The organism is Rhizobium sp. BK008 (assembly GCF_014197345.1).
GTDB classification, from domain to species: domain Bacteria; phylum Pseudomonadota; class Alphaproteobacteria; order Rhizobiales; family Rhizobiaceae; genus Rhizobium; species Rhizobium anhuiense.
In genome coordinates, this window is the sequence record NZ_JACIFK010000003.1 from 1 (window position 1) to 17,197 (window position 17,197).

17 protein-coding genes are annotated in these 17,197 nt (G+C 62.2%); 6 read left to right on the plus strand and 11 right to left on the minus strand.

From position 1 onward, the window contains the following. Nucleotides 1-265: 265 nt before the first annotated feature. Nucleotides 266-1,498 (plus strand): protein-L-isoaspartate(D-aspartate) O-methyltransferase, encoded by a 1,233-nt coding sequence (locus FHT69_RS14670; protein ID WP_183905554.1) that lies wholly within the window; start codon nucleotides 266-268, stop codon nucleotides 1,496-1,498. 10 nt (nucleotides 1,499-1,508) lie between these two features. Then, nucleotides 1,509-1,961 carry a DUF421 domain-containing protein gene (locus FHT69_RS14675; RefSeq protein WP_064248489.1) on the plus strand — a complete coding sequence of 151 codons (453 nt, stop codon included), beginning with the start codon at nucleotides 1,509-1,511 and terminating at the stop codon, nucleotides 1,959-1,961. 35 nt (nucleotides 1,962-1,996) lie between these two features. On the opposite strand, the gene FHT69_RS14680 is transcribed toward FHT69_RS14675, so the two are convergent. The 7 genes from FHT69_RS14680 to FHT69_RS14710 all read right to left on the minus strand — a co-directional run bounded on the left by FHT69_RS14680 (nucleotide 1,997) and on the right by FHT69_RS14710 (nucleotide 9,589). Then, on the minus strand, nucleotides 1,997-2,761 hold the full coding sequence (locus tag FHT69_RS14680; RefSeq protein ID WP_047613211.1) for a FadR/GntR family transcriptional regulator: 765 nt from the start codon (nucleotides 2,759-2,761) through the stop codon (nucleotides 1,997-1,999). A gap of 85 nt (nucleotides 2,762-2,846) precedes the next feature. After that, complete coding sequence (locus FHT69_RS14685; protein WP_097544703.1) at nucleotides 2,847-3,911, minus strand: four-carbon acid sugar kinase family protein; 1,065 nt, start codon at nucleotides 3,909-3,911, stop codon at nucleotides 2,847-2,849. Next, a complete protein-coding gene (locus tag FHT69_RS14690) occupies nucleotides 3,908-4,900 on the minus strand; it encodes an ABC transporter ATP-binding protein (RefSeq protein WP_097544702.1) in 993 nt (330 codons plus the stop codon). Before FHT69_RS14690 ends, FHT69_RS14685 begins: the two co-directional genes overlap by 4 nt. After that, the gene (locus tag FHT69_RS14695) at nucleotides 4,900-5,907 is read right to left on the minus strand and encodes an ABC transporter ATP-binding protein (RefSeq protein WP_097544701.1); all 1,008 of its coding nucleotides are present in this window, start codon (nucleotides 5,905-5,907) and stop codon (nucleotides 4,900-4,902) included. The genes FHT69_RS14690 and FHT69_RS14695 overlap by 1 nt, the downstream gene beginning before the upstream one ends. Further along, nucleotides 5,904-6,863: an ABC transporter permease gene (locus tag FHT69_RS14700; protein WP_183905555.1), complete on the minus strand. Its 960-nt coding sequence runs from the start codon at nucleotides 6,861-6,863 to the stop codon at nucleotides 5,904-5,906. The genes FHT69_RS14695 and FHT69_RS14700 overlap by 4 nt, the downstream gene beginning before the upstream one ends. 2 nt (nucleotides 6,864-6,865) lie before the next feature. Continuing rightward, entirely contained in the window at nucleotides 6,866-7,822 is a 957-nt protein-coding gene (locus FHT69_RS14705) for an ABC transporter permease (protein ID WP_047613496.1), read from the minus strand. Nucleotides 7,823-7,951: 129 nt separating this feature from the next. Next, nucleotides 7,952-9,589, minus strand: coding sequence for an ABC transporter substrate-binding protein (locus FHT69_RS14710; protein ID WP_047613219.1), 1,638 nt, complete (start codon nucleotides 9,587-9,589; stop codon nucleotides 7,952-7,954). A gap of 319 nt (nucleotides 9,590-9,908) precedes the next feature. Between FHT69_RS14710 and FHT69_RS14715 the strand changes: the two genes are divergently transcribed. The 4 genes from FHT69_RS14715 to pdxA all read left to right on the plus strand — a co-directional run bounded on the left by FHT69_RS14715 (nucleotide 9,909) and on the right by pdxA (nucleotide 14,504). Next, nucleotides 9,909-10,814 (plus strand): dihydrodipicolinate synthase family protein, encoded by a 906-nt coding sequence (locus FHT69_RS14715; RefSeq protein ID WP_183905556.1) that lies wholly within the window; start codon nucleotides 9,909-9,911, stop codon nucleotides 10,812-10,814. Between the two features lie 11 nt (nucleotides 10,815-10,825). Further along, on the plus strand, nucleotides 10,826-12,010 hold the full coding sequence (locus tag FHT69_RS14720; protein ID WP_183905557.1) for a sialidase family protein: 1,185 nt from the start codon (nucleotides 10,826-10,828) through the stop codon (nucleotides 12,008-12,010). 343 nt (nucleotides 12,011-12,353) lie between these two features. After that, nucleotides 12,354-13,487, plus strand: coding sequence for an iron-containing alcohol dehydrogenase (locus tag FHT69_RS14725; RefSeq protein WP_183905558.1), 1,134 nt, complete (start codon nucleotides 12,354-12,356; stop codon nucleotides 13,485-13,487). Between the two features lie 30 nt (nucleotides 13,488-13,517). Next, entirely contained in the window at nucleotides 13,518-14,504 is a 987-nt protein-coding gene (gene pdxA / locus FHT69_RS14730) for a 4-hydroxythreonine-4-phosphate dehydrogenase PdxA (RefSeq protein ID WP_183905559.1), read from the plus strand. A 65-nt stretch (nucleotides 14,505-14,569) separates the two neighbouring features. Here pdxA and FHT69_RS14735 read toward each other — a convergent pair whose 3' ends face one another. The 4 genes from FHT69_RS14735 to FHT69_RS14750 all read right to left on the minus strand — a co-directional run bounded on the left by FHT69_RS14735 (nucleotide 14,570) and on the right by FHT69_RS14750 (nucleotide 17,195). Continuing rightward, complete coding sequence (locus FHT69_RS14735; protein WP_183905560.1) at nucleotides 14,570-15,052, minus strand: RES family NAD+ phosphorylase; 483 nt, start codon at nucleotides 15,050-15,052, stop codon at nucleotides 14,570-14,572. Beyond that, a complete protein-coding gene (locus FHT69_RS14740) occupies nucleotides 15,049-15,480 on the minus strand; it encodes an antitoxin Xre/MbcA/ParS toxin-binding domain-containing protein (protein WP_097630965.1) in 432 nt (143 codons plus the stop codon). The genes FHT69_RS14735 and FHT69_RS14740 overlap by 4 nt, the downstream gene beginning before the upstream one ends. A gap of 159 nt (nucleotides 15,481-15,639) precedes the next feature. After that, nucleotides 15,640-16,410 carry an ABC transporter permease gene (locus FHT69_RS14745; protein WP_047613228.1) on the minus strand — a complete coding sequence of 257 codons (771 nt, stop codon included), beginning with the start codon at nucleotides 16,408-16,410 and terminating at the stop codon, nucleotides 15,640-15,642. Then, nucleotides 16,407-17,195 (minus strand): ABC transporter ATP-binding protein, encoded by a 789-nt coding sequence (locus tag FHT69_RS14750; protein ID WP_028757630.1) that lies wholly within the window; start codon nucleotides 17,193-17,195, stop codon nucleotides 16,407-16,409. Before FHT69_RS14750 ends, FHT69_RS14745 begins: the two co-directional genes overlap by 4 nt. Nucleotides 17,196-17,197 lie beyond the last annotated feature (2 nt).

Here is a 17,197-nt window from a genome sequence, read left to right on the forward strand (position 1 = left end):
AAAACACCGGCCGAGGTCTTCATGGCGCATTTGCGTGAATGCGGCTGATCCCCTACCCTTCAAACGCCCATGTTGCACTTGGTGTAGATTCTCCAGGGGGTGGGTTCAAGGATGAAGTGCGACCCATCGGATGTCGCTTCACCCGCGCCCTCGCCGCTTGTCAAAATCTGCTCCGCGCAGGAACTCCCTCGTCGCCCATTTGTTTTACAGTCTGCACCATCAGGACGTTTGCCCAAGGTGCAATCGGCGACAGTGGAGCTGATCCGTGGACATGACGCGCATCCGAGAACGCATGGTGGAGCACCACGTGACCGGTCGTGGTATTCGCGATCAAAACGTCACCAGGGCAATGCTCATGGTGCCGCGCGAAAAATTCGTCGCTCCGGGCTCCGAGGAGTTCGCCTATGAGGATGCGCCGCTGTCGATTGGCGAAGGCCAGACAATTTCGCAGCCGTTCATCGTGGCTCTGATGCTCGAAAAGGCCGATCTGGATGCCGGCGACAAAGTGCTCGAGGTCGGAACGGGCTCCGGCTATGCTTCAGCCCTGATGAGCCGGATAGCAGGCCACGTCTATTCCATCGAGCGCCATGAAAGACTGGCGCTTCAGGCCAAGGAACGCTTCGAGAAGCTGGGATACCGCAACATTGACGTTCGCGTCGGCGACGGCAGCAAAGGCTGGGCGGAAGCCGCTCCATTCGATGCCATTATCGTTTCTGCGAGCGCACCCGAGGTGCCAAGCGCATTGAAAGAGCAGTTGGTCCTCGGAGGACGGCTCATCGTCCCGGTCGGCCGCGGTGAAGCGCAACGCCTGAAACGCCTCACGCGTACCGGAGCCGCCGCATTCGAGGAAGACGATCTCGGCGGGGTGCTCTTCGTTCCCCTGATTGGCGAAGACGCCTGGACTGCTACACACCCAATGTACACGGCGACGGCCCCGTCATCGCCGGAAACTTTTGCGTCCGAGCCAAACTCTCCGCAAGACGCAAAGGCAGGAGGCATGGGAAAGATCCTCCCATTGCCCGCATTACCGGAAGGTGTTCTCGATCATAGCGAATTTCAGCGACGGTTCTGGGCTATTCAACGTATTTCCTGGATCGTGTTCACGCTTATTCTGGTTACCTGCTTGCTGGGTTTGCTGGGACGAGGTGGTCCGCTTTCACGGCAAACACTTCTGTTGCCGGACGGCTCCGTGGACTTTCCGGTCATCTCCCGATGGAATGCTCCGGAGTATATGACCGTGAACTTCACGCCGTCATCCGACGACAGGATCTTCACGATCGATGCGGCCTTTCTTCAAACCTTTTCGATTGAGGGCGTCGATCCGCCTCAAAAGGCGACCTTCGCGCGCGCGGGCCGAATAGGCTACGTGTTCCCCGCTGACCCGGCAGGACCGACGCAAATCGTGTTCCGTCTGCAAACGCAACTCCCCGGCCCTCTTCGCGCCACCATTGGCATGGGCGGGGAGATCCGCAGCCAATCCACTTTCATCTTTCCATGAGGACGGCACGGTGGATGCGGTATTACGCGGACTGGCAATCTATTTCACCCTGCTCGTGATCATCCGCCTGTCGGGAAGACGGACATTGGCGCAGATGACGCCGTTCGATCTGGTCATCGTGCTGGTGATCTCGGAAACCACGCAGCAGGCGATGCTCGGCGATGACTTCTCGATCACCAACGCCGTCATCTTGATCTTGACGCTGTTTACGACCGACATCGGCCTGTCCTACGTCAAGAGGTGGTGGCCTCGCGCAGCTCATATCATCGATGGCGTTCCGACCGTTCTGGTGACGGATGGCGTCTACGACGAACGCGCGCTCAAAGGAGCCCGGCTGCAGAAGGAAGATGTCATGCAGGCAGCGCGAAGCCAGGAAGGTATCGAGAGCGTGACGGAGATAAAATTTGCCATCCTCGAAGTGAGCGGCAACATCAGCATCATCAAGAAGCAGAAATCCGGCTGACTCATTTCGAGCGTTTAGCCGCTTGGGGATGCGCTTCAGAAGGACAGGTCAAGCACCCTGCCCTCGAACAGGCGGTCCCGGGAGCCTTCGAGATGCGCCTTCATCAGCCTCTGCGCATCGTCAGGCCGGCCATCGGCGATCGCCTTGTAGATGGCGTTGTGCTCTTCATAGACCTGTTCCAGCCCCTGGCGGGGACCGAGCAGGGAGAGGCCGTGGAGATGCATGCCGACGGCGATATGGGCCTTCAGCGCATCGATCGAGGCCGTGTAATAGTGATTGTTGGCGGCTTCGGTGACGGCACGATGGAACATGAAATCGGCGTCGGTGCGGTGAAGCTGATGGCTGGTCGCTTCACGCAGATCCGCAAGCGCGCTGGCGATCTTCTGGATCGCCTGTTCATTGCGCCGCTTGGCAGCGAAATAGGCCGCCGCCGGCTCGATCGTCAGGCGGAATTCGTAACAGCGCTGAATATCGGCGATCGTCTTGACTGGCGAATAGGCAAGCTGCGTCGTCGGCGATCCATGCGCGCTGACGAAAGTGCCGGCGCCCTGCCGGGCATAGACCATGCCCTGATCGCGCAGGCGTGCCAGCGCATCGCGGACGATCGGCCGCGACACACCCAGCATCGAGGCAAGCTCATGCTCGCCGGGAAGGCGTGAATCCGGCGGATAGTTTCCGCCGCGGATACGCTCGAGCAACTGGTCGAAGACGCGATCGACCAACTTGACGGCCTTGCCGCGTTCCGGCTTGCCCGGCGGGCCGGCTTCCGCGTTCAAAGATTCGCCATTCACTTCAGCCACGTCATTCTCCCCGGCGGTATCTTACTAGAGCATGATGCCGAAAAGCGTGAGCCGTTTTCTGACGACATCATGCTCTCATCCTGTTCTATGCCGCCCGATTCCAACGAACCAGTCTTAGCAAACTATCGGGCTTGCCGAAGCCCCCGGACTTCACGGCGCACCGAAAATGCCGACCATCGGCGGCCGTGACATCGAACCATGGCACGCCGGCTTCGATCTCGCCCTTCGGGGCGAGCACCCTGACCCCGAGCGCATGGAAAACGGCAAGCGCCGTGTCGCCACCCCCGAGCATCAGCATGTCAGGCCCGGTATCGTCGATAACCGTTTTGACGCCTGCCGCAAAACGGTGGGCGACCAGTGTTGCATCGGCTGCCATATCGCCGGAGCAGCGCAGCAGCGCCGGCAGCGCCATGCCCTCCCCGCCTTCGATCTCCCCCATCGGCGCGTCCACCACCATGCGCAGGACGCCCGAAGCTTCGAGCCGGTCCATCTGGGCTATGGTAATCGGGTCGCGCGAGCCGAAGGCAAATAGCGTACCTGGGGTCGCTGCAAATTCCGGCATTGGCTGTCGCTCCTCTTCGCCAAGCCGGCGGGCAAGTGCGGCGCCGAGACCCCGGGCGCCCACCGCAAGTGTCAGCCGCCAGTCATGATCGGCAACGATCTGGTCGAGATCCATGTCGTCCTCCGCATCGGCAACGGCAACATTGCCCGCGCGGCCGTTGAACAGATCGGCGATCGGCAGCGGCCCGTCGACGCCGCGGCCGACGACGCAGCCCCGGTAGGTCACGCGCTCCTGATCGGGAATGGCGGGCGCCACGAGAATGGTCTCCAGGCCGAGCACCTCCGCCAGCGCCAGGCTTTCCGCCGCGACATTACCCTTCAACCGGGAGTCGATCTTCTTCATGACGATATCAGGCTTTGCGCCGCGAAGCGCCCCAGTCGCGTGGCGCACCCTCTCGGCAGCTTCGCGCTCGCCAATGGCGCGCGATGCAGTATTGACGACGACGACATCACAACCGGTGGCGACCGCATCCTGAGCAGCCTCGACATCGACGGCGACCGAAACCGAGAGGCCGGCTTCGACGAAGGGCGTGCCGGTATCGAGCGCACCCGTCAGATCATCGGCGATGATAACGGCCTTCAGCGTCATGCGGTCTGTCCGGTGTTGACGGCGTGGCAGGCGACGAGATGGCCGGGTTTCGCCTCCTTCCACGCGGGAATGATTTTGCTGCAGACATCCATGGCGATCGGGCAGCGCGTGTGGAAACGGCAGCCCGACGGCGGGTTCAGCGGGCTCGGCACGTCGCCCTGCAGGATCTGGCGCTGACGCGTGCGCTCATGCTCCGGATCGGTATCCGGAACGGCCGACAGCAGCGCTTTGGTATAGGGGTGCAGCGGATTGTCGAAGAGTTCCTCGCGGGTGGCAAGTTCGGCCAGCCGCCCAAGATACATGACGCCGACGCGGGTGCTGATGTGGCGCACCACGGCGAGGTCATGGGCGATGAAGAGATAGGTCAGCCCATATTTCTCCTGCAGATCCAGCAGCAGATTGATGATCTGTGCCTGGATCGACACGTCGAGCGCCGAGATCGCCTCGTCGCAGACGATGAATTTCGGCTGGCAGGCGAGCGCGCGGGCGATGACGACGCGCTGGCGCTGGCCGCCGGAAAGCTCGTGCGGGTAACGTTGGGCAAATCGCTTGGGCAGGCCGACATCGGTGAGCAGCGTCGCCACCCTCTCCTTCAGCTCCGCCTTGGTGCAGAGCTTGTGGAAGAGGATCGGCTCGCCGATCGCTTCGCCCACCGTCATCCGCGGATTGAGCGTCGAATACGGATCCTGGAAGACGATCTGCAGGTCGCGGCGGAAGGGCCGCATCTGCTTTTCGTCGAGCGTCGCGAGATCCTGACCCTTGTAGACGACCTTGCCGCTGGTCGCCTTGTAGAGGTTGAGGATGGTGAAACCGGTCGTGGACTTGCCGCAGCCGGATTCACCGACAAGGCTCAGCGTCTCGCCTTCCATGATGTCGAGGTTGACATTGTCGAGCGCATAAACGGTCGCCGAACGCTCCCCGAAGGCGCCGAGCTTGACGTGGAAATGCTTGACCAGGTTTTCGACCTTGAGCAGCGGTTCGGCACCCATCATGCGGCCTCCTGCATTCTCTGGACGACGAAACAGGCGGCGCGATGATTGCTGCTGCCGCTCAGCGGTTCGAGTTGCGGCACCTTCTCGTGACAGATGTTTTCCACAAGCGGACAACGCGGCGCAAACGGGCAGCCCTTCGGCCGGCGGCCAGGCTCCGGCGGCGTGCCGCCGATCGAGCTCAACCGGCTTGCCGGCGGGTCTGACAGTTTCGGGATCGAGGACAGCAGACCGCGCGTATAGGGATGGCTCGGGCGGGCATAGAGTTCGTCGACCGGCGCGTCCTCGACCACGGTGCCGGCATAGAGCACGGCGACGCGATCGACGAGGCCGGCGATCAGCGCCAGGTCATGGGTGATCCAGACCACCGACATGCCGAGCTTGGCGCGCAGATCCTTCACCAGATCAACGATCTGGGCCTGGATGGTGACGTCAAGCGCCGTCGTCGGCTCATCGGCGATCAGAAGTTTCGGGTTGCAGGCAAGGCCGATCGCGATCATCACCCGCTGGCGCATGCCGCCGGAAAGTTCGTGCGGATAGGCCTGCAGGCGCTCCTCTGGGCCGGGAATGCCGACCAGGCGCAGAAGCTCGACAGCGCGCGTGCGGGCTTCGGCCTTTTTCATGCCGCGGTGGTAGATCAGCGGCTCGCAGATCTGGTCGCCGACGCGCATGACGGGATTGAGCGAGGTCATCGGATCCTGAAAAACGAAGCCGATATCGCCGCCGCGCACCTTGCGCAGGTCTCGATTGGACATCGTCTGCAGGTCGCGCCCGTCGAACGTCGCCGATCCCCTGGTGACCTTGATCTTGTTCGGCAGCAGCCGCATCAGGCTCAGCATGGTCAGGCTCTTGCCGCAGCCGGATTCGCCGACGACGCCGAGGGTCTCGCCCTTGTCGACATGGAGATCGATGCCGTCGACGACGACGGCCGGGCCGTTGCGGCCGTCGATTTCGACGGTAAGGCCTCTGACATCGAGCAGGCGGTCGGTGCTTTTGGTGTCCATCATTTGCTGCCCCGCGGATTGAGCGCGTCGTTGAGGCCGTCGCCGAGGAAGCTGAAGGCAACCGAGGCAAGGCCAAGCACGGCCGCCGGAGCGGCGAGAAGATGCGGATAATGCTGCCAGACGCGAAGCCCGTCCGAGATCATGTTGCCCCAGCTGGGCGTCGGCGGATTGACACCCACGCCGAGGAAGCTGAAGGCGCTTTCCAGCACCATCGCCGTGCCGAGACCGGCGCTGACCGAGACGATCAACGGCCCCAGCGCATTCGGAATGACATAACGCTTGATGATGATCCAGTTCGACAGGCCGAGCGCCTGGGCCGCGGTGATATAGGGCCGGCTGCGGATCGACAGCACCTGGGCGCGGACGAGACGGGCATAGGGCGGCCAGGAGATCAACGCCATCGACCCGAAGACGAGGATGAAATCCACCCATATCGTCTGGCGGTAGAAGGGATTGAGGGTCTCGAGGTAGCGCGCCTCCATCCATTTGCTGATCGGCGATTTCAGCGAGGCGTTGATGACGACGACGAGCAGCAGGTTGGGAACCGACATCGTCACATCGGTCAGCCACATGATGGCGCGATCGAAGGGATTGCCGAAGAAACCGGCCACCGCGCCGAGCGTGAGGCCGATCACCACCGCGAAAAAGGTGACGATGACGGCGACGAGGAAAGCGGTGCGCGTGCCGAAGACCACGCGGCTGAAGACGTCGCGGCCGAGATCGTCGGTGCCGAAGAGGTGGCTCATCGACGGCAGTGCGTTGCGGGCGTTGAGGTCCTGGCTCAGATAGTCATAGGGCGTGAGATAGGGCCCAAAGATCGCCGTGAAGGCGAGGATCAGCACGACGACCAGGCCGAAGATGGCAAGCTTGTTGCGCTTCAGCCGGTACCAAGCGTCGCGCCAGAGGCTGACCGGCGGATCCTCGATGGTTTCAGCGGTGGAAAGAGGGACGGCGGACATGGTCAGCGGCTCCTTCTTGAATCATTGGCGCGTGGATCGAGCAGCGGGTAGAGCACATCCACCAGCAGGTTCGACACCATCACCAGGAACGATCCGATCAGCGTGATGGCCAGAATGACCGGATAATCGGAATTGATCAGCGCCTGCACGGTCAAGCGGCCAAGGCCCGGCAGGCCGAAAACGAGTTCGACGAAGATCGCGCCGTTGACGATGGTGATCATGATCAGGCCGAGCTGGGTGACGACGGGTGTGAGCACCGGCCGCAGGATATGGCGCAGCGCCACGACGATCTCGGGCACGCCCTTGGCGCGGGCGGTCCGGACGAAATCCTCAGACAGCACCTCGATGACGGCGGCGCGCGTCTGGCGCACGATCAACGCGATCGGCTGGAAGGACAGGACGAGCAGCGGCAGCAGTATCCGGACATCGAATATGCCGCCCCAGCCGTAGGGCACGCTTGCACCCGGCAGCAGCACGATGAGGCCGACCATCAGCAGCGGACCGGCGACATAGGCCGGGATCGCCCAGAGGAAGAGCGCCGAGCCCAGAATGGCATAGTCGATGCGCGAATTCTGGTTCAGCGCCGCGATCATGCCGAGCGGAATCGCAACGACGGCTGTCAGGATGATCGAACAGAGAGCCAGCTGGAAGGAGACGGGTGCAGCCGCCGAAACCATTGCCCAGACGGAGCGGCCCGAGGTCAGCGAATTGCCGAACTGGCCGTGCAGCAGGTTCCAGATGTAAAGGCCGAACTGTTCGATGAAGGGCTTGTTGAGGCCGGCACTTTCGCGAATGGCTTCGATGCGCTGCGGATTATAGGCGACATCACCGGGCGCGCGCAGGAAGATCAGCTTGATCGGATCGCCGGCGCCATAGAAGGCCAGCGCATAGACGGCCAGCATCACCACCAGAACCGACGGAATCCAGATGGCAAACCGGGTTAGCACGTAGCGCAGCAAGGCCACCTCCCACCTGTTGTTCGATGCGTTCCCGCTTTTGGCTGCGATCGCATCTCTTCTTCTTGAAACTTGCGCGAAGGCCTTGCAGCCTTCGCGCGGGTTAGTGCCGACAGGGACGGTTTCCGCCGATCAACCGATGGAAATGTTCCAGGGTTCGACCACCTGCCAGTCGAGGTTCTTTTCCAGGCCCTTGACGTCCTTGGTGGCCCAGCGCGACATCGCCTGAGAATACCACGGGATGAAGGCCCAATCGTCGCGGAACGCCTTCTGGGCTTGCTGGGCGAGAGCGATGCGCTGCGGATCATCCGCAGCCTTGGTCGTCGCTTCGGCAAGGGCGCTGTCGACCTTGTCGTTCTTGTATCCGCCGAGCTTGTTCTGTGCGTTCGACGAGGTCGAGGCGATGGAGCCCGCGAGATAAGAGACCGCATCGGGCACCCGGGTGCCGACGTCGTCGCGGAAGATCTGGACCGAGTTCTGGTCCGGACCGGCATAGGAGTCCTGCTGCGGCTTCATGTCGACGGCCGTGATGCCGAGATTCTGGCGCCACTGCTCGGCAATGAACTGGGCGGCCGCTTGAATGGCCGGCCCCGAGATGCCGACGAACAGGATCTTCGGCAGGCGCTCCGGCCCGCCATAGGTCGATTCCGCAAGCAGCTTTTTTGCGCCTTCCGGATCATAGGGATAGGGCTCGAAGCCGGAATTGTCAGCGCCCGGAACCGAATTGAGGATCTGGTCGGCCTTCTTGTGCGGCCCATCGGGATAGGACGCCTTGAACAGCCCGTCGCGATCGACCGCCATGATCAGCGCCTGGCGGACCTTCGGATCGTCCATCGGCGCACGGGAGATGTTGAACCAGAAGTGCTGGCTCGTCGGAATCAGTGGTCCTGCCGAGAATTCCGGGCCGAGATCCTGGATGATGGTCGAGGTGATGAGTTCGGTATGGGCGTTGAACTCTCCCGACTTGATCAGCGACGTCGCGCTGACATTGTCTTCGATCGAGGTGATGTCGATGCGTGCAAGCTTCGGCTTCGGCCCGAAGAAATTCTCGTTCGGCTCGAAAGAAAGCTTGCCGGCGTCGATATCGAGGCTCGTGAGCTTGAAGGGGCCGGAGAAGACCGGCTTACTATCCGGCTTGTACCAGTCGATGATCTCCTCGCCGTCGCTGCCGCGCGACTGCGATGCCTTAGTGATCGGCGCGATGTGGTTTGCGAGCCGCATGAAGAAGATCGGATCGGCGGCCGCCAGCGTCACGACGACCGTTCCCTCGTCGGGCGTTGCGACACCCGTCAGCTCGTTGCCGGAACCGGCGGCGATTTCGGCATAACCCTTGACCTTGCTCAGCACCTGGTCGGCGCGCTGATTCTTGGTGTTCGGCATCGAGGCGACTTCCCACGATCCCTTGACGTCGGCCGCGGTGATCTTGCTGCCGTCGGAGAAGACGGCCTTGGGGTCGATCTTGAAGGTCCAGACGGTGTTGTCGGCCGATTCCCAGCTGGTGAAGACGTAAGGCTTGATATTGCCTTGGCTGTCGAAATACATCGGCGAGGCCCACCAGATCGAATTCCAGCGGAACGTCCTGCCGCCGCCGCGCAGTGGCGACCAGTCCTGGTCGAAGGCCGGATGCGCGACCTTCAACACCTGGCCTTCATCGGCCATCACGATGCGGGCATTCATCCCGAACACGGTCAGGCCGACGCCGGCCGCAAGGCCGAGCTTCAGCGCGTTGCGACGCGATAGATTGGTTTTATCCGTTTGGTCAAAAGACATGGCATTCCCTCCCACGGTAAATTCGGCAGCGCTCTCCCTGCACCTGCCAGGCGCAGCACAATCCGTCCCGTATCGTTCTCTCGTTATTGTAAATATGTCAACAAAAAATCGCTATTTTGATCCGAACAAAATTTCGTTGTAAAAATATGTAAACAATAACAGATAGATAAGTTTTATAATCTGCATCGCAGCACTTTGTCTTCTTGACAAAAGAGCCGCAATGGAAAAGTTCTTTGCACTCCATCACGACAGATGAATGACATTTCCATGCGCCATCGGGCGGTTCATCGCCCCCAGACAGGACGCCGAGGAGGGCGGAATGAGCCATCACAGGATTACGGGCGTTTTCAGCGCATCGGCAACGCCGCTGACGGCAGACAATACACCTGATCTCGCCCTTTTCACCGATCATTGCCGGCAGCTGCTGGCCGAGGGATGTCATGGCGTGGCGCTGCTCGGCACGACGGGTGAGGCCAATTCCTTCTCCGCAGCCGAACGCCGCTCGATTCTGGAAGCGGCATTGAAGGCCGGCATTCCGGCCGACAGGCTTTTGCCGGGCACCGGTGTCGTCGCCATCCCCGAGACCGTGGAGCTGACCCGGCACGCGCTGTCGCTTGGCGTGACCAAGGTGGTGATGCTGCCGCCCTTCTACTACAAGGGCGTCACCGACGATGGCCTCTTCGCCGCCTATTCGCAGGTGCTGGAAAAGGTCGCCGACACGCGCCTGCAGGTCATCCTCTATCATATCCCGCAGGTCTCTGGCGTGCCGCTCTCCCTTCCGCTGATCGGCCGGCTGATTGCCGCCTTCCCGGAAACGGTCGTCGGCATCAAGGAATCTGCCGGTGATTTCAACAACATGCAGGCAATCATCGCCGCCCATCCCAGTTTTTCGGTGCTGGCGGGCGCCGATCCACTGCTGCTGCCGCTCTTGAAGGCGGGCGGGGCCGGCTGCATCACCGCCACCTCCAATCTCGTGGCGAATTCGCTGCGCACTGTCTACGACCATGTCCATGACGAGACGCGTGCTGGCGATGTCGAGGCGGCACAGGCCCGCATCAACGCCTATCGCACGCTGTCCAATTCCTACGTCCAGATCCCCACCATCAAGGCGATGGTGGGGCTGAAAACCGGCAATCCCGCGTGGAGGCGCACGCGCGCGCCGCTGATGCCGCTCGGCGATGCCGACTATGCCGCACTCGCCGATAGCTACGCCAAGCTGCCTTGAGGAGATCCGTCATGCGTTTTACCGGCCTGCCCCCGGAAGCCGTTCCGGCCCTTATGACCGGGACCATCGCCCCTCACCCCACGATCGAGGGCCGCGCCGAGGCCTACCTGCCCTCCCCTTGCATCCAGAACCATGCGGCCAATCTTGCCTTTCTGCCCGACGGCACGCTGACCTGCGTCTGGTTCGGCGGCACCATGGAGGGCATGGGTGACATCTCGATTTACATGTCGCGGCTGGCGCCCGACTCCGAGTGCTGGTCCGCACCGGAAAAGATGAGCGACGATCCGCAGAAATCCGAGCAGAATCCGTTGATTTTCAATGCTCCGGACGGAAAGATCTGGCTGCTCTATACCTCGCAGACCTCGGGCAATCAGGACGGTTCGATTGTCAAATGCCGGATTTCAAGTGATGGCGGCCGGAGCTTCGGCGCTGTCCGAATCCTCTGCGACAGCCCCGGCACCTTCGTTCGCCAGCAGATCGTCGTTAACGGCAGGGGCGACTGGCTGCTTCCGGTCTTCCGCTGCGTCGGCCTGAACGGCCAGCGCTGGAGCGGCGATGCCGACACGGCTGCCGTGGTGATATCGCGCGATGGCGGCGCGAGTTGGCAGATGCGGGATATTCCGGACAGTCTCGGCGCCGTACATATGAACATCCTGCCGCTCGGCGGCGACGAGATGATCGCCTTCTATCGCAACCGTTTCGCCGTAAACATCCTGTCGAGCCGATCTTCCGATGGTGGCGAGAACTGGAGTGCGCCCGAACCCACCGACCTGCCGAACAACAATTCCTCGATTCAGGCCACGATCCTGAATGATGGAGCAATCGCAATGGTTTACAACCATTCGAATGCCGGCATGTCGGATGCGCGGCGCCAGTCGCTCTATGATGAAATCGAGGATGGCGCTGCCGGCGAGACCGTCGTTGCAGCCGATGGCGGCCGCAAAGCCATTTGGGGTGTTCCGCGGGCGCCGCTGAGCCTGGCGATATCGCGGGATGGCGGCAAGAGCTTTCCACACCACATCGATCTCGATACCGGCGACGGCTTCTGCCTCAGCAACAATTCGAAGGATTCGCTGAACCGCGAATTCTCCTATCCCTCGGTCCTCCAGGGTCGCAACGGCACGCTCCATATCGCCTACACCTACTACCGGCGCGCCATCAAATATGTCAGCCTCGCCCCGCAATCCCTGCCGTGAGCAAAGCGGCAGCCGGAAAATTGTAAACCTGCGTCCAATCGCATGCGAAAAATGCAGGATACAACGGCCGTCGACCGGCAGCGGGATGGTAGTTGACAACAGGATCGGATTATTCGCCGCCGTCGGCGTGGCGGCCGGCCCATTGCACCGAACTGCAGTCGCCATCGATATAGACTCAATAACCCACTGATATATTTATTGATACTGATACGGAGCCCCCGTCTCAAGGCGCAGCAAGCCCATATCTGCCGATAAAAATATCCACCCTTTGGAATGCCGGCTTGACATTGATCTTACAACTTTACATTAAAGAGAGCGACGATATTGCAGGGAGGACTGGTTCATGGCCAGCTTGGGTTCGCCAATCACGATCGTTCGGCCGCATCTGATCGAATTCGGCGTCGGCACGGCGGGAAAGCTCGGCAAATGGGCCGCCGATAAGGGCTATCGGCGCACACTTGTCATCTCCGATGCCTTCAACGCCTCGCGCATCGACGTGCTGGAGCTGAAGGGTGAGGTGGCAGTCTTCTCCGATGTGATGCCTGAACCGGATACGGCCAATCTCGAAAAGGTCCTGGCGGCGGCAAACGCCGCCAATGCCGAGCTGGTCGTCGGCTTCGGCGGCGGCAGCGCCATGGATCTGGCAAAACTGGCGGCCGTGCTTGCCGGTTCCACGCAGACGCTGCACGAGGTCGTCGGGCCGAACAAGGTGCATGGGCCGCGTAAGGTGGCCCTCGCCCAGGTGCCAACGACATCGGGCACCGGCAGCGAGGCCGGCACCCGCGCGCTGGTCACCGATCCCGCCACGATGGCAAAGCTTGCGGTGGAAAGCCTGCACATGCTGGCCGATATCGCCGTCATCGATCCGGCCTTGACCTTCAGCGTGCCCGCCCGCACGACGGCCGCCACCGGCGTCGACGCGATGGCCCATTGCGTCGAGGCCTTCACCAACCGCAAAGCCCATCCGATGGTCGATATCTATGCGATCGAGGGAGCGCGCCTCGTCGGCAAATATCTCGCCCGCGCCGTCAAGGACGGCAACGACGCCGAGGCGCGCGCCGGCCTGTCGCTCGCCTCGCTTTACGGCGGCTTCTGCCTGGGCCCGGTCAACACCGCCGGCGGCCATGCGCTCGCCTATCCCCTCGGCACCCGCTGGCACGTGGCCCATGGCGCGGCCAATGCGCTGATCTTCCCGCATGTGCTCGCCTTCAACACGCCGGCTGCCCCGGAAAAAACGAAGGCGGTGATGGAAGCGCTCGGTTACGAGACCTCGGAGAATATAGCATCCGTCTTCGATGCGGCTTACGCTTTCTGCGCCGAGCTCGGCATCGAGATGAAGCTCTCCGGCCTTGGCGTGCCGGAGAGCGATCTCGACGCCATGGCCGACGACGCCTTTGCCATTCGCCGCCTGCTCGATAACAATCCGCGCGACCTCTCGCGCGCCGACATTCGCTCGATTTACGCCGCCGCTTTTTAGGCGGCAAAGTTTTCAGAAGGGACCCGCTCGATGGACAGGAATGCGAAAGTCGCCGTGACGCTGGGCGATCCGGCCGGCGTCGGCCCCGAGGTGATCGTCAAGGCCTTGGCAGCTCTTCCGATCGAAGAGCGCCGCGATTTCGTCATCGTCGGCAATGTCGAAGCGTTGGAGCGCGCCGACCGCGCCACCGGCGCCGGGCTGAAATTCGGCCCTGCAGATGCCGCCGGCAACGACAGGATCGCCGTCGACGAGGTGCCGCTCGGCGCGGCCCTGCCCGAAATCGGCAAGATCAGCCCCGTCGCCGGCGATGCCTCGGTGCGTTATATCACCCGCGCCGTCGATCTCGCCATGTCGGGCCAAGCCGATGTCATCGTCACCGCGCCGATCAACAAGGAAGCGATGAACCTTGCCGGCCATCACCATGACGGCCACACCGGGCTTCTCTCGCATCTCACCGGCTCGAAAAGTTCCTTCATGCTGCTTGCCTCCGAACGGCTGAACACCATCCACGTCTCCACCCATATCTCGCTGAAGGGGGCGATCGAGCGCGCCAAGACCGAGCGGGTGCTGGCGACCATCGAAGCGGGCCACAGGCACTTCCTGCGGCTCGGCCGCAAGGCGCGCATCGCCGTCGCCGGCCTCAATCCGCATTGCGGCGAAAACGGCCTGTTCGGCACCGAAGACATGGAGTTTCTCGCGCCCGCCGTCGAGCAGGCGCAGGCAAAAGGCATCGACGTCGTCGGGCCGATCTCGGCCGATACGGTGTTCGCCCGCGCCTATAACGGCGCCTTCGATCTCGTCATCGCCCAGTATCACGACCAGGGCCATATCCCGATCAAGCTCGTCGCCTTCGAGACTGCGGTCAACGTCTCCCTCGGCCTGCCGATCGACCGCGTCTCCGTCGACCACGGCACCGCCTTCGACATTGCCGGCACCGGCAAGGCCAACCATGTCAACATGCTGTCGGCCATCGCCTATGCCAGGCTGATGGCCCGCTCGCCGCGGCGGGAGGTGTGATTGCGGCAATCCGGGAGAAATGCTGCGCCGGTCGTCACCGAAACGTTGATTGCACCCTCAACCCATCAGATGCCGAACAGACGGCGATCCCAGAAGACGGGTTGGTGGAGGCTCGCGGTGATCGAGGGGAATTCCGGGTGGGCCGGGTTGATCAATATGTTGCGGTCGACGCGGGCGACGACGCTTGGCACCAGCAGGATGACGCTGCGTTTTTCCTGGCACCATTTTTCGCCTAAAGCCTTGCTGACAACAGCCGGCATGCTGTCCCAGCCGGGCAGCGCGGGCTCGGAGAAGACCTCGTAGCTTAACCCACGCGGTATTGTGATCGTCACATAGTGCTGGTTGGGCGGCAGCCGCCCGCTGCCGTGGACGAGCTTTTCGAGCAGCGCCGTCGAATATTGCTCGCTGGTGTAGATGATCGGGCTGCCCGATGTGTTCCACCGTCCCGGCGCGATGGTCGAGCCGGTGGCGTCGAAGATCGGATAGGTTCCGGCGGGATCGCCGATGCGGACGGATGTCAACGTCCGGTCGAGATGCTGTGCGCTCACGCAGCGCTGCCGTATTTCAGGCTTCCGAGGATATCGAGTACCAGCTCGCCGCCGATCTCGCTCTGGATGACCACGTCGATCGGCCGCCTGTCCTCCAACATTGCATGCGGGCGAAACAGGAAGTCGCGCGCCTCAGCCTCGCTCTGCCAGACATCGAGTGCCAGGCCCCAGACACGGGCAAGACGGGCGAGCTTTATGCCCTCGTCGGAAGAGAGCCGATGCTTGGACTTGCGCCGCTCGTAGGTGGCCTTCGGAACGAGGCGGTATTTGAACTGGACATCATCGGGCGCCAGAAGCATCGCCATGCGATCGAGCGCCTTGACCGGCAAGCCTTCTTCGATGCTGGAGAGCAGACCGAAGGCCGAACGCGATGCCGGTTCCCTGGCAGGCAATCCGAGAACATCGGCGATGAGCGCAAATCCCATCATGATCATGGATCCTTTTCACTTGAGGTTATATTTAGTCTCAAGTGATACAATGTTCAATAGCTCCGATCCGGCTTATCTTCGATAGCTGCCAAATATCTGCGTCTGCGTGATCGGCATCTGGGCAGGAGTTCGGACTGGTGGTTCGTTCGTACCGGGGCTTCAGCTTTGCCCCTGATGCAGCCGACGGAAAATCCGCTCGATCTGGGCAACGACGGCGAAAAAGACGATGCCGGAGAGAGAAGCGAGCACGACGGCGGCAAAGAGCCTTTCCGCCTGATAGTTGAATGTCGACTGGATGATGACAGCACCCAGCCCCTGGTTCGAGCCGATCCACTCCCCGACGATCGCGCCGATCACACAGGTGGTTGCCGAAATGCGCAATGATGCAAAGAGCAAGGGGGCGGACCGTGGTGCGCGCAGGCGCCAGAACGTTTCCCATCCGCTCGCCGAAAGCACATGCATCAGGTCAAGCTCGCTCGCAGTCGCCAGATTGAGGCCCCGGGCGGTATTCACCAGGGTTGGGAAGAAGCAGATGAGAGCGGCGATGATGATCTTCGGAAGCATGCCGAGGCCGAAGATGAGGATGATGATCGGCGCGAGCGCCAGCACCGGGATGGTGTTGAAGAGCAGGACGACGGGAAAATAGGCGGCCTGGAACCGCGGATTATAGACAAAGGCAATCGCCATGATCACGGCGAGACCGTTGCCCAGGAGGAAGCCGAGACCCGCCTCCCCCCATGTCGGAACGGCATTCGACAGCAGGAAGCGCCATTCGATGCCAAGCGTGCGCAGGATCGCCAGCGGCGTGGGAACGATATAACTGGGAATACCGAGAGCCGGCACCAGCCATTGCCAGGCGAGAAGCAATGAGAGGGCACCGATAACAGGAAGGCCGATCGCCTCGATGATGGATAACGGACGGTGCGTCATGCAGCCGAACTCCCCTCCTGCAGCAATTGGCGCAGACGGGCGGCGGTCTCCTGAACATCGAGGCTCTCACGCCGACAGAGGCCGCGCTCGTCTTTCATCGGCGCAAGGTCGATCAGCGCCTGGACGCGGCCCGGATTGGCGGCCAGGACCAGCACGCGTCCGCCGAGATAGATGGCCTCGATGACGCTGTGAGTGACGAACAGGATGGTCGTGCCGGTCCGGCGCCAGACGTCCAGAAGCTCGTCGTTCAGTCGTTCGCGGGTGATCTCGTCGAGCGCACCGAAGGGCTCGTCCATGAGCAGGATATCCGGCTCGCATTGAAGCGCACGCGCTATGGCGACGCGCTGGCGCTGTCCGCCGGACAATTGATGCGGATAGCGGTCGGCCAGATGCGACAGGCCGACCAGCTCGATCCAATGGTCGGGCCGCGGATCGACCAAGCGCGAGACGCTCTTCTTCCCCACCTGGAGCGGCAGCGCGACATTCTCCCTCACGGTCCGCCAGGGTAACAGCGTTGCGTCCTGAAAGACGAAGGCGACCTCGCGCCGCCGGCGCGCCTCCGAAGCTGTCCTGCCGAGCACCGACAGCCGCCCGTCAAGCGGCGGAAGAAGATCCGCCACCGCACGCAGGAAGGTCGACTTGCCGCAACCGGAAGGGCCGAGAATGGTCAGAAACTCACCCCTGCCGACGCTGAGGTCGACGCCGGACAGAATGCGGGTCGTCTCGACAGCGCCGGCATAGCCGACAGCCAAGTCCTTGGTTTCGATGGCCGCTGCTTCAGGCAAAT

Coding starts and splice junctions, on each gene's coding strand:
- FHT69_RS14745 (WP_047613228.1), bottom strand. CDS start 16,410: ATGACGCACCGTCCGTTATCCATCATCGAGGCGATCGGCCTTCCTGTT.
- FHT69_RS14740 (WP_097630965.1), bottom strand. CDS start 15,480: ATGATGGGATTTGCGCTCATCGCCGATGTTCTCGGATTGCCTGCCAGG.
- FHT69_RS14695 (WP_097544701.1), bottom strand. CDS start 5,907: ATGATGGACACCAAAAGCACCGACCGCCTGCTCGATGTCAGAGGCCTT.
- pdxA (WP_183905559.1), top strand. CDS start 13,518: ATGGACAGGAATGCGAAAGTCGCCGTGACGCTGGGCGATCCGGCCGGC.
- FHT69_RS14685 (WP_097544703.1), bottom strand. CDS start 3,911: ATGACGCTGAAGGCCGTTATCATCGCCGATGATCTGACGGGTGCGCTC.
- FHT69_RS14690 (WP_097544702.1), bottom strand. CDS start 4,900: ATGGGTGCCGAACCGCTGCTCAAGGTCGAAAACCTGGTCAAGCATTTC.
- FHT69_RS14725 (WP_183905558.1), top strand. CDS start 12,354: ATGGCCAGCTTGGGTTCGCCAATCACGATCGTTCGGCCGCATCTGATC.
- FHT69_RS14720 (WP_183905557.1), top strand. CDS start 10,826: ATGCGTTTTACCGGCCTGCCCCCGGAAGCCGTTCCGGCCCTTATGACC.
- FHT69_RS14710 (WP_047613219.1), bottom strand. CDS start 9,589: ATGTCTTTTGACCAAACGGATAAAACCAATCTATCGCGTCGCAACGCG.
- FHT69_RS14715 (WP_183905556.1), top strand. CDS start 9,909: ATGAGCCATCACAGGATTACGGGCGTTTTCAGCGCATCGGCAACGCCG.
- FHT69_RS14700 (WP_183905555.1), bottom strand. CDS start 6,863: ATGTCCGCCGTCCCTCTTTCCACCGCTGAAACCATCGAGGATCCGCCG.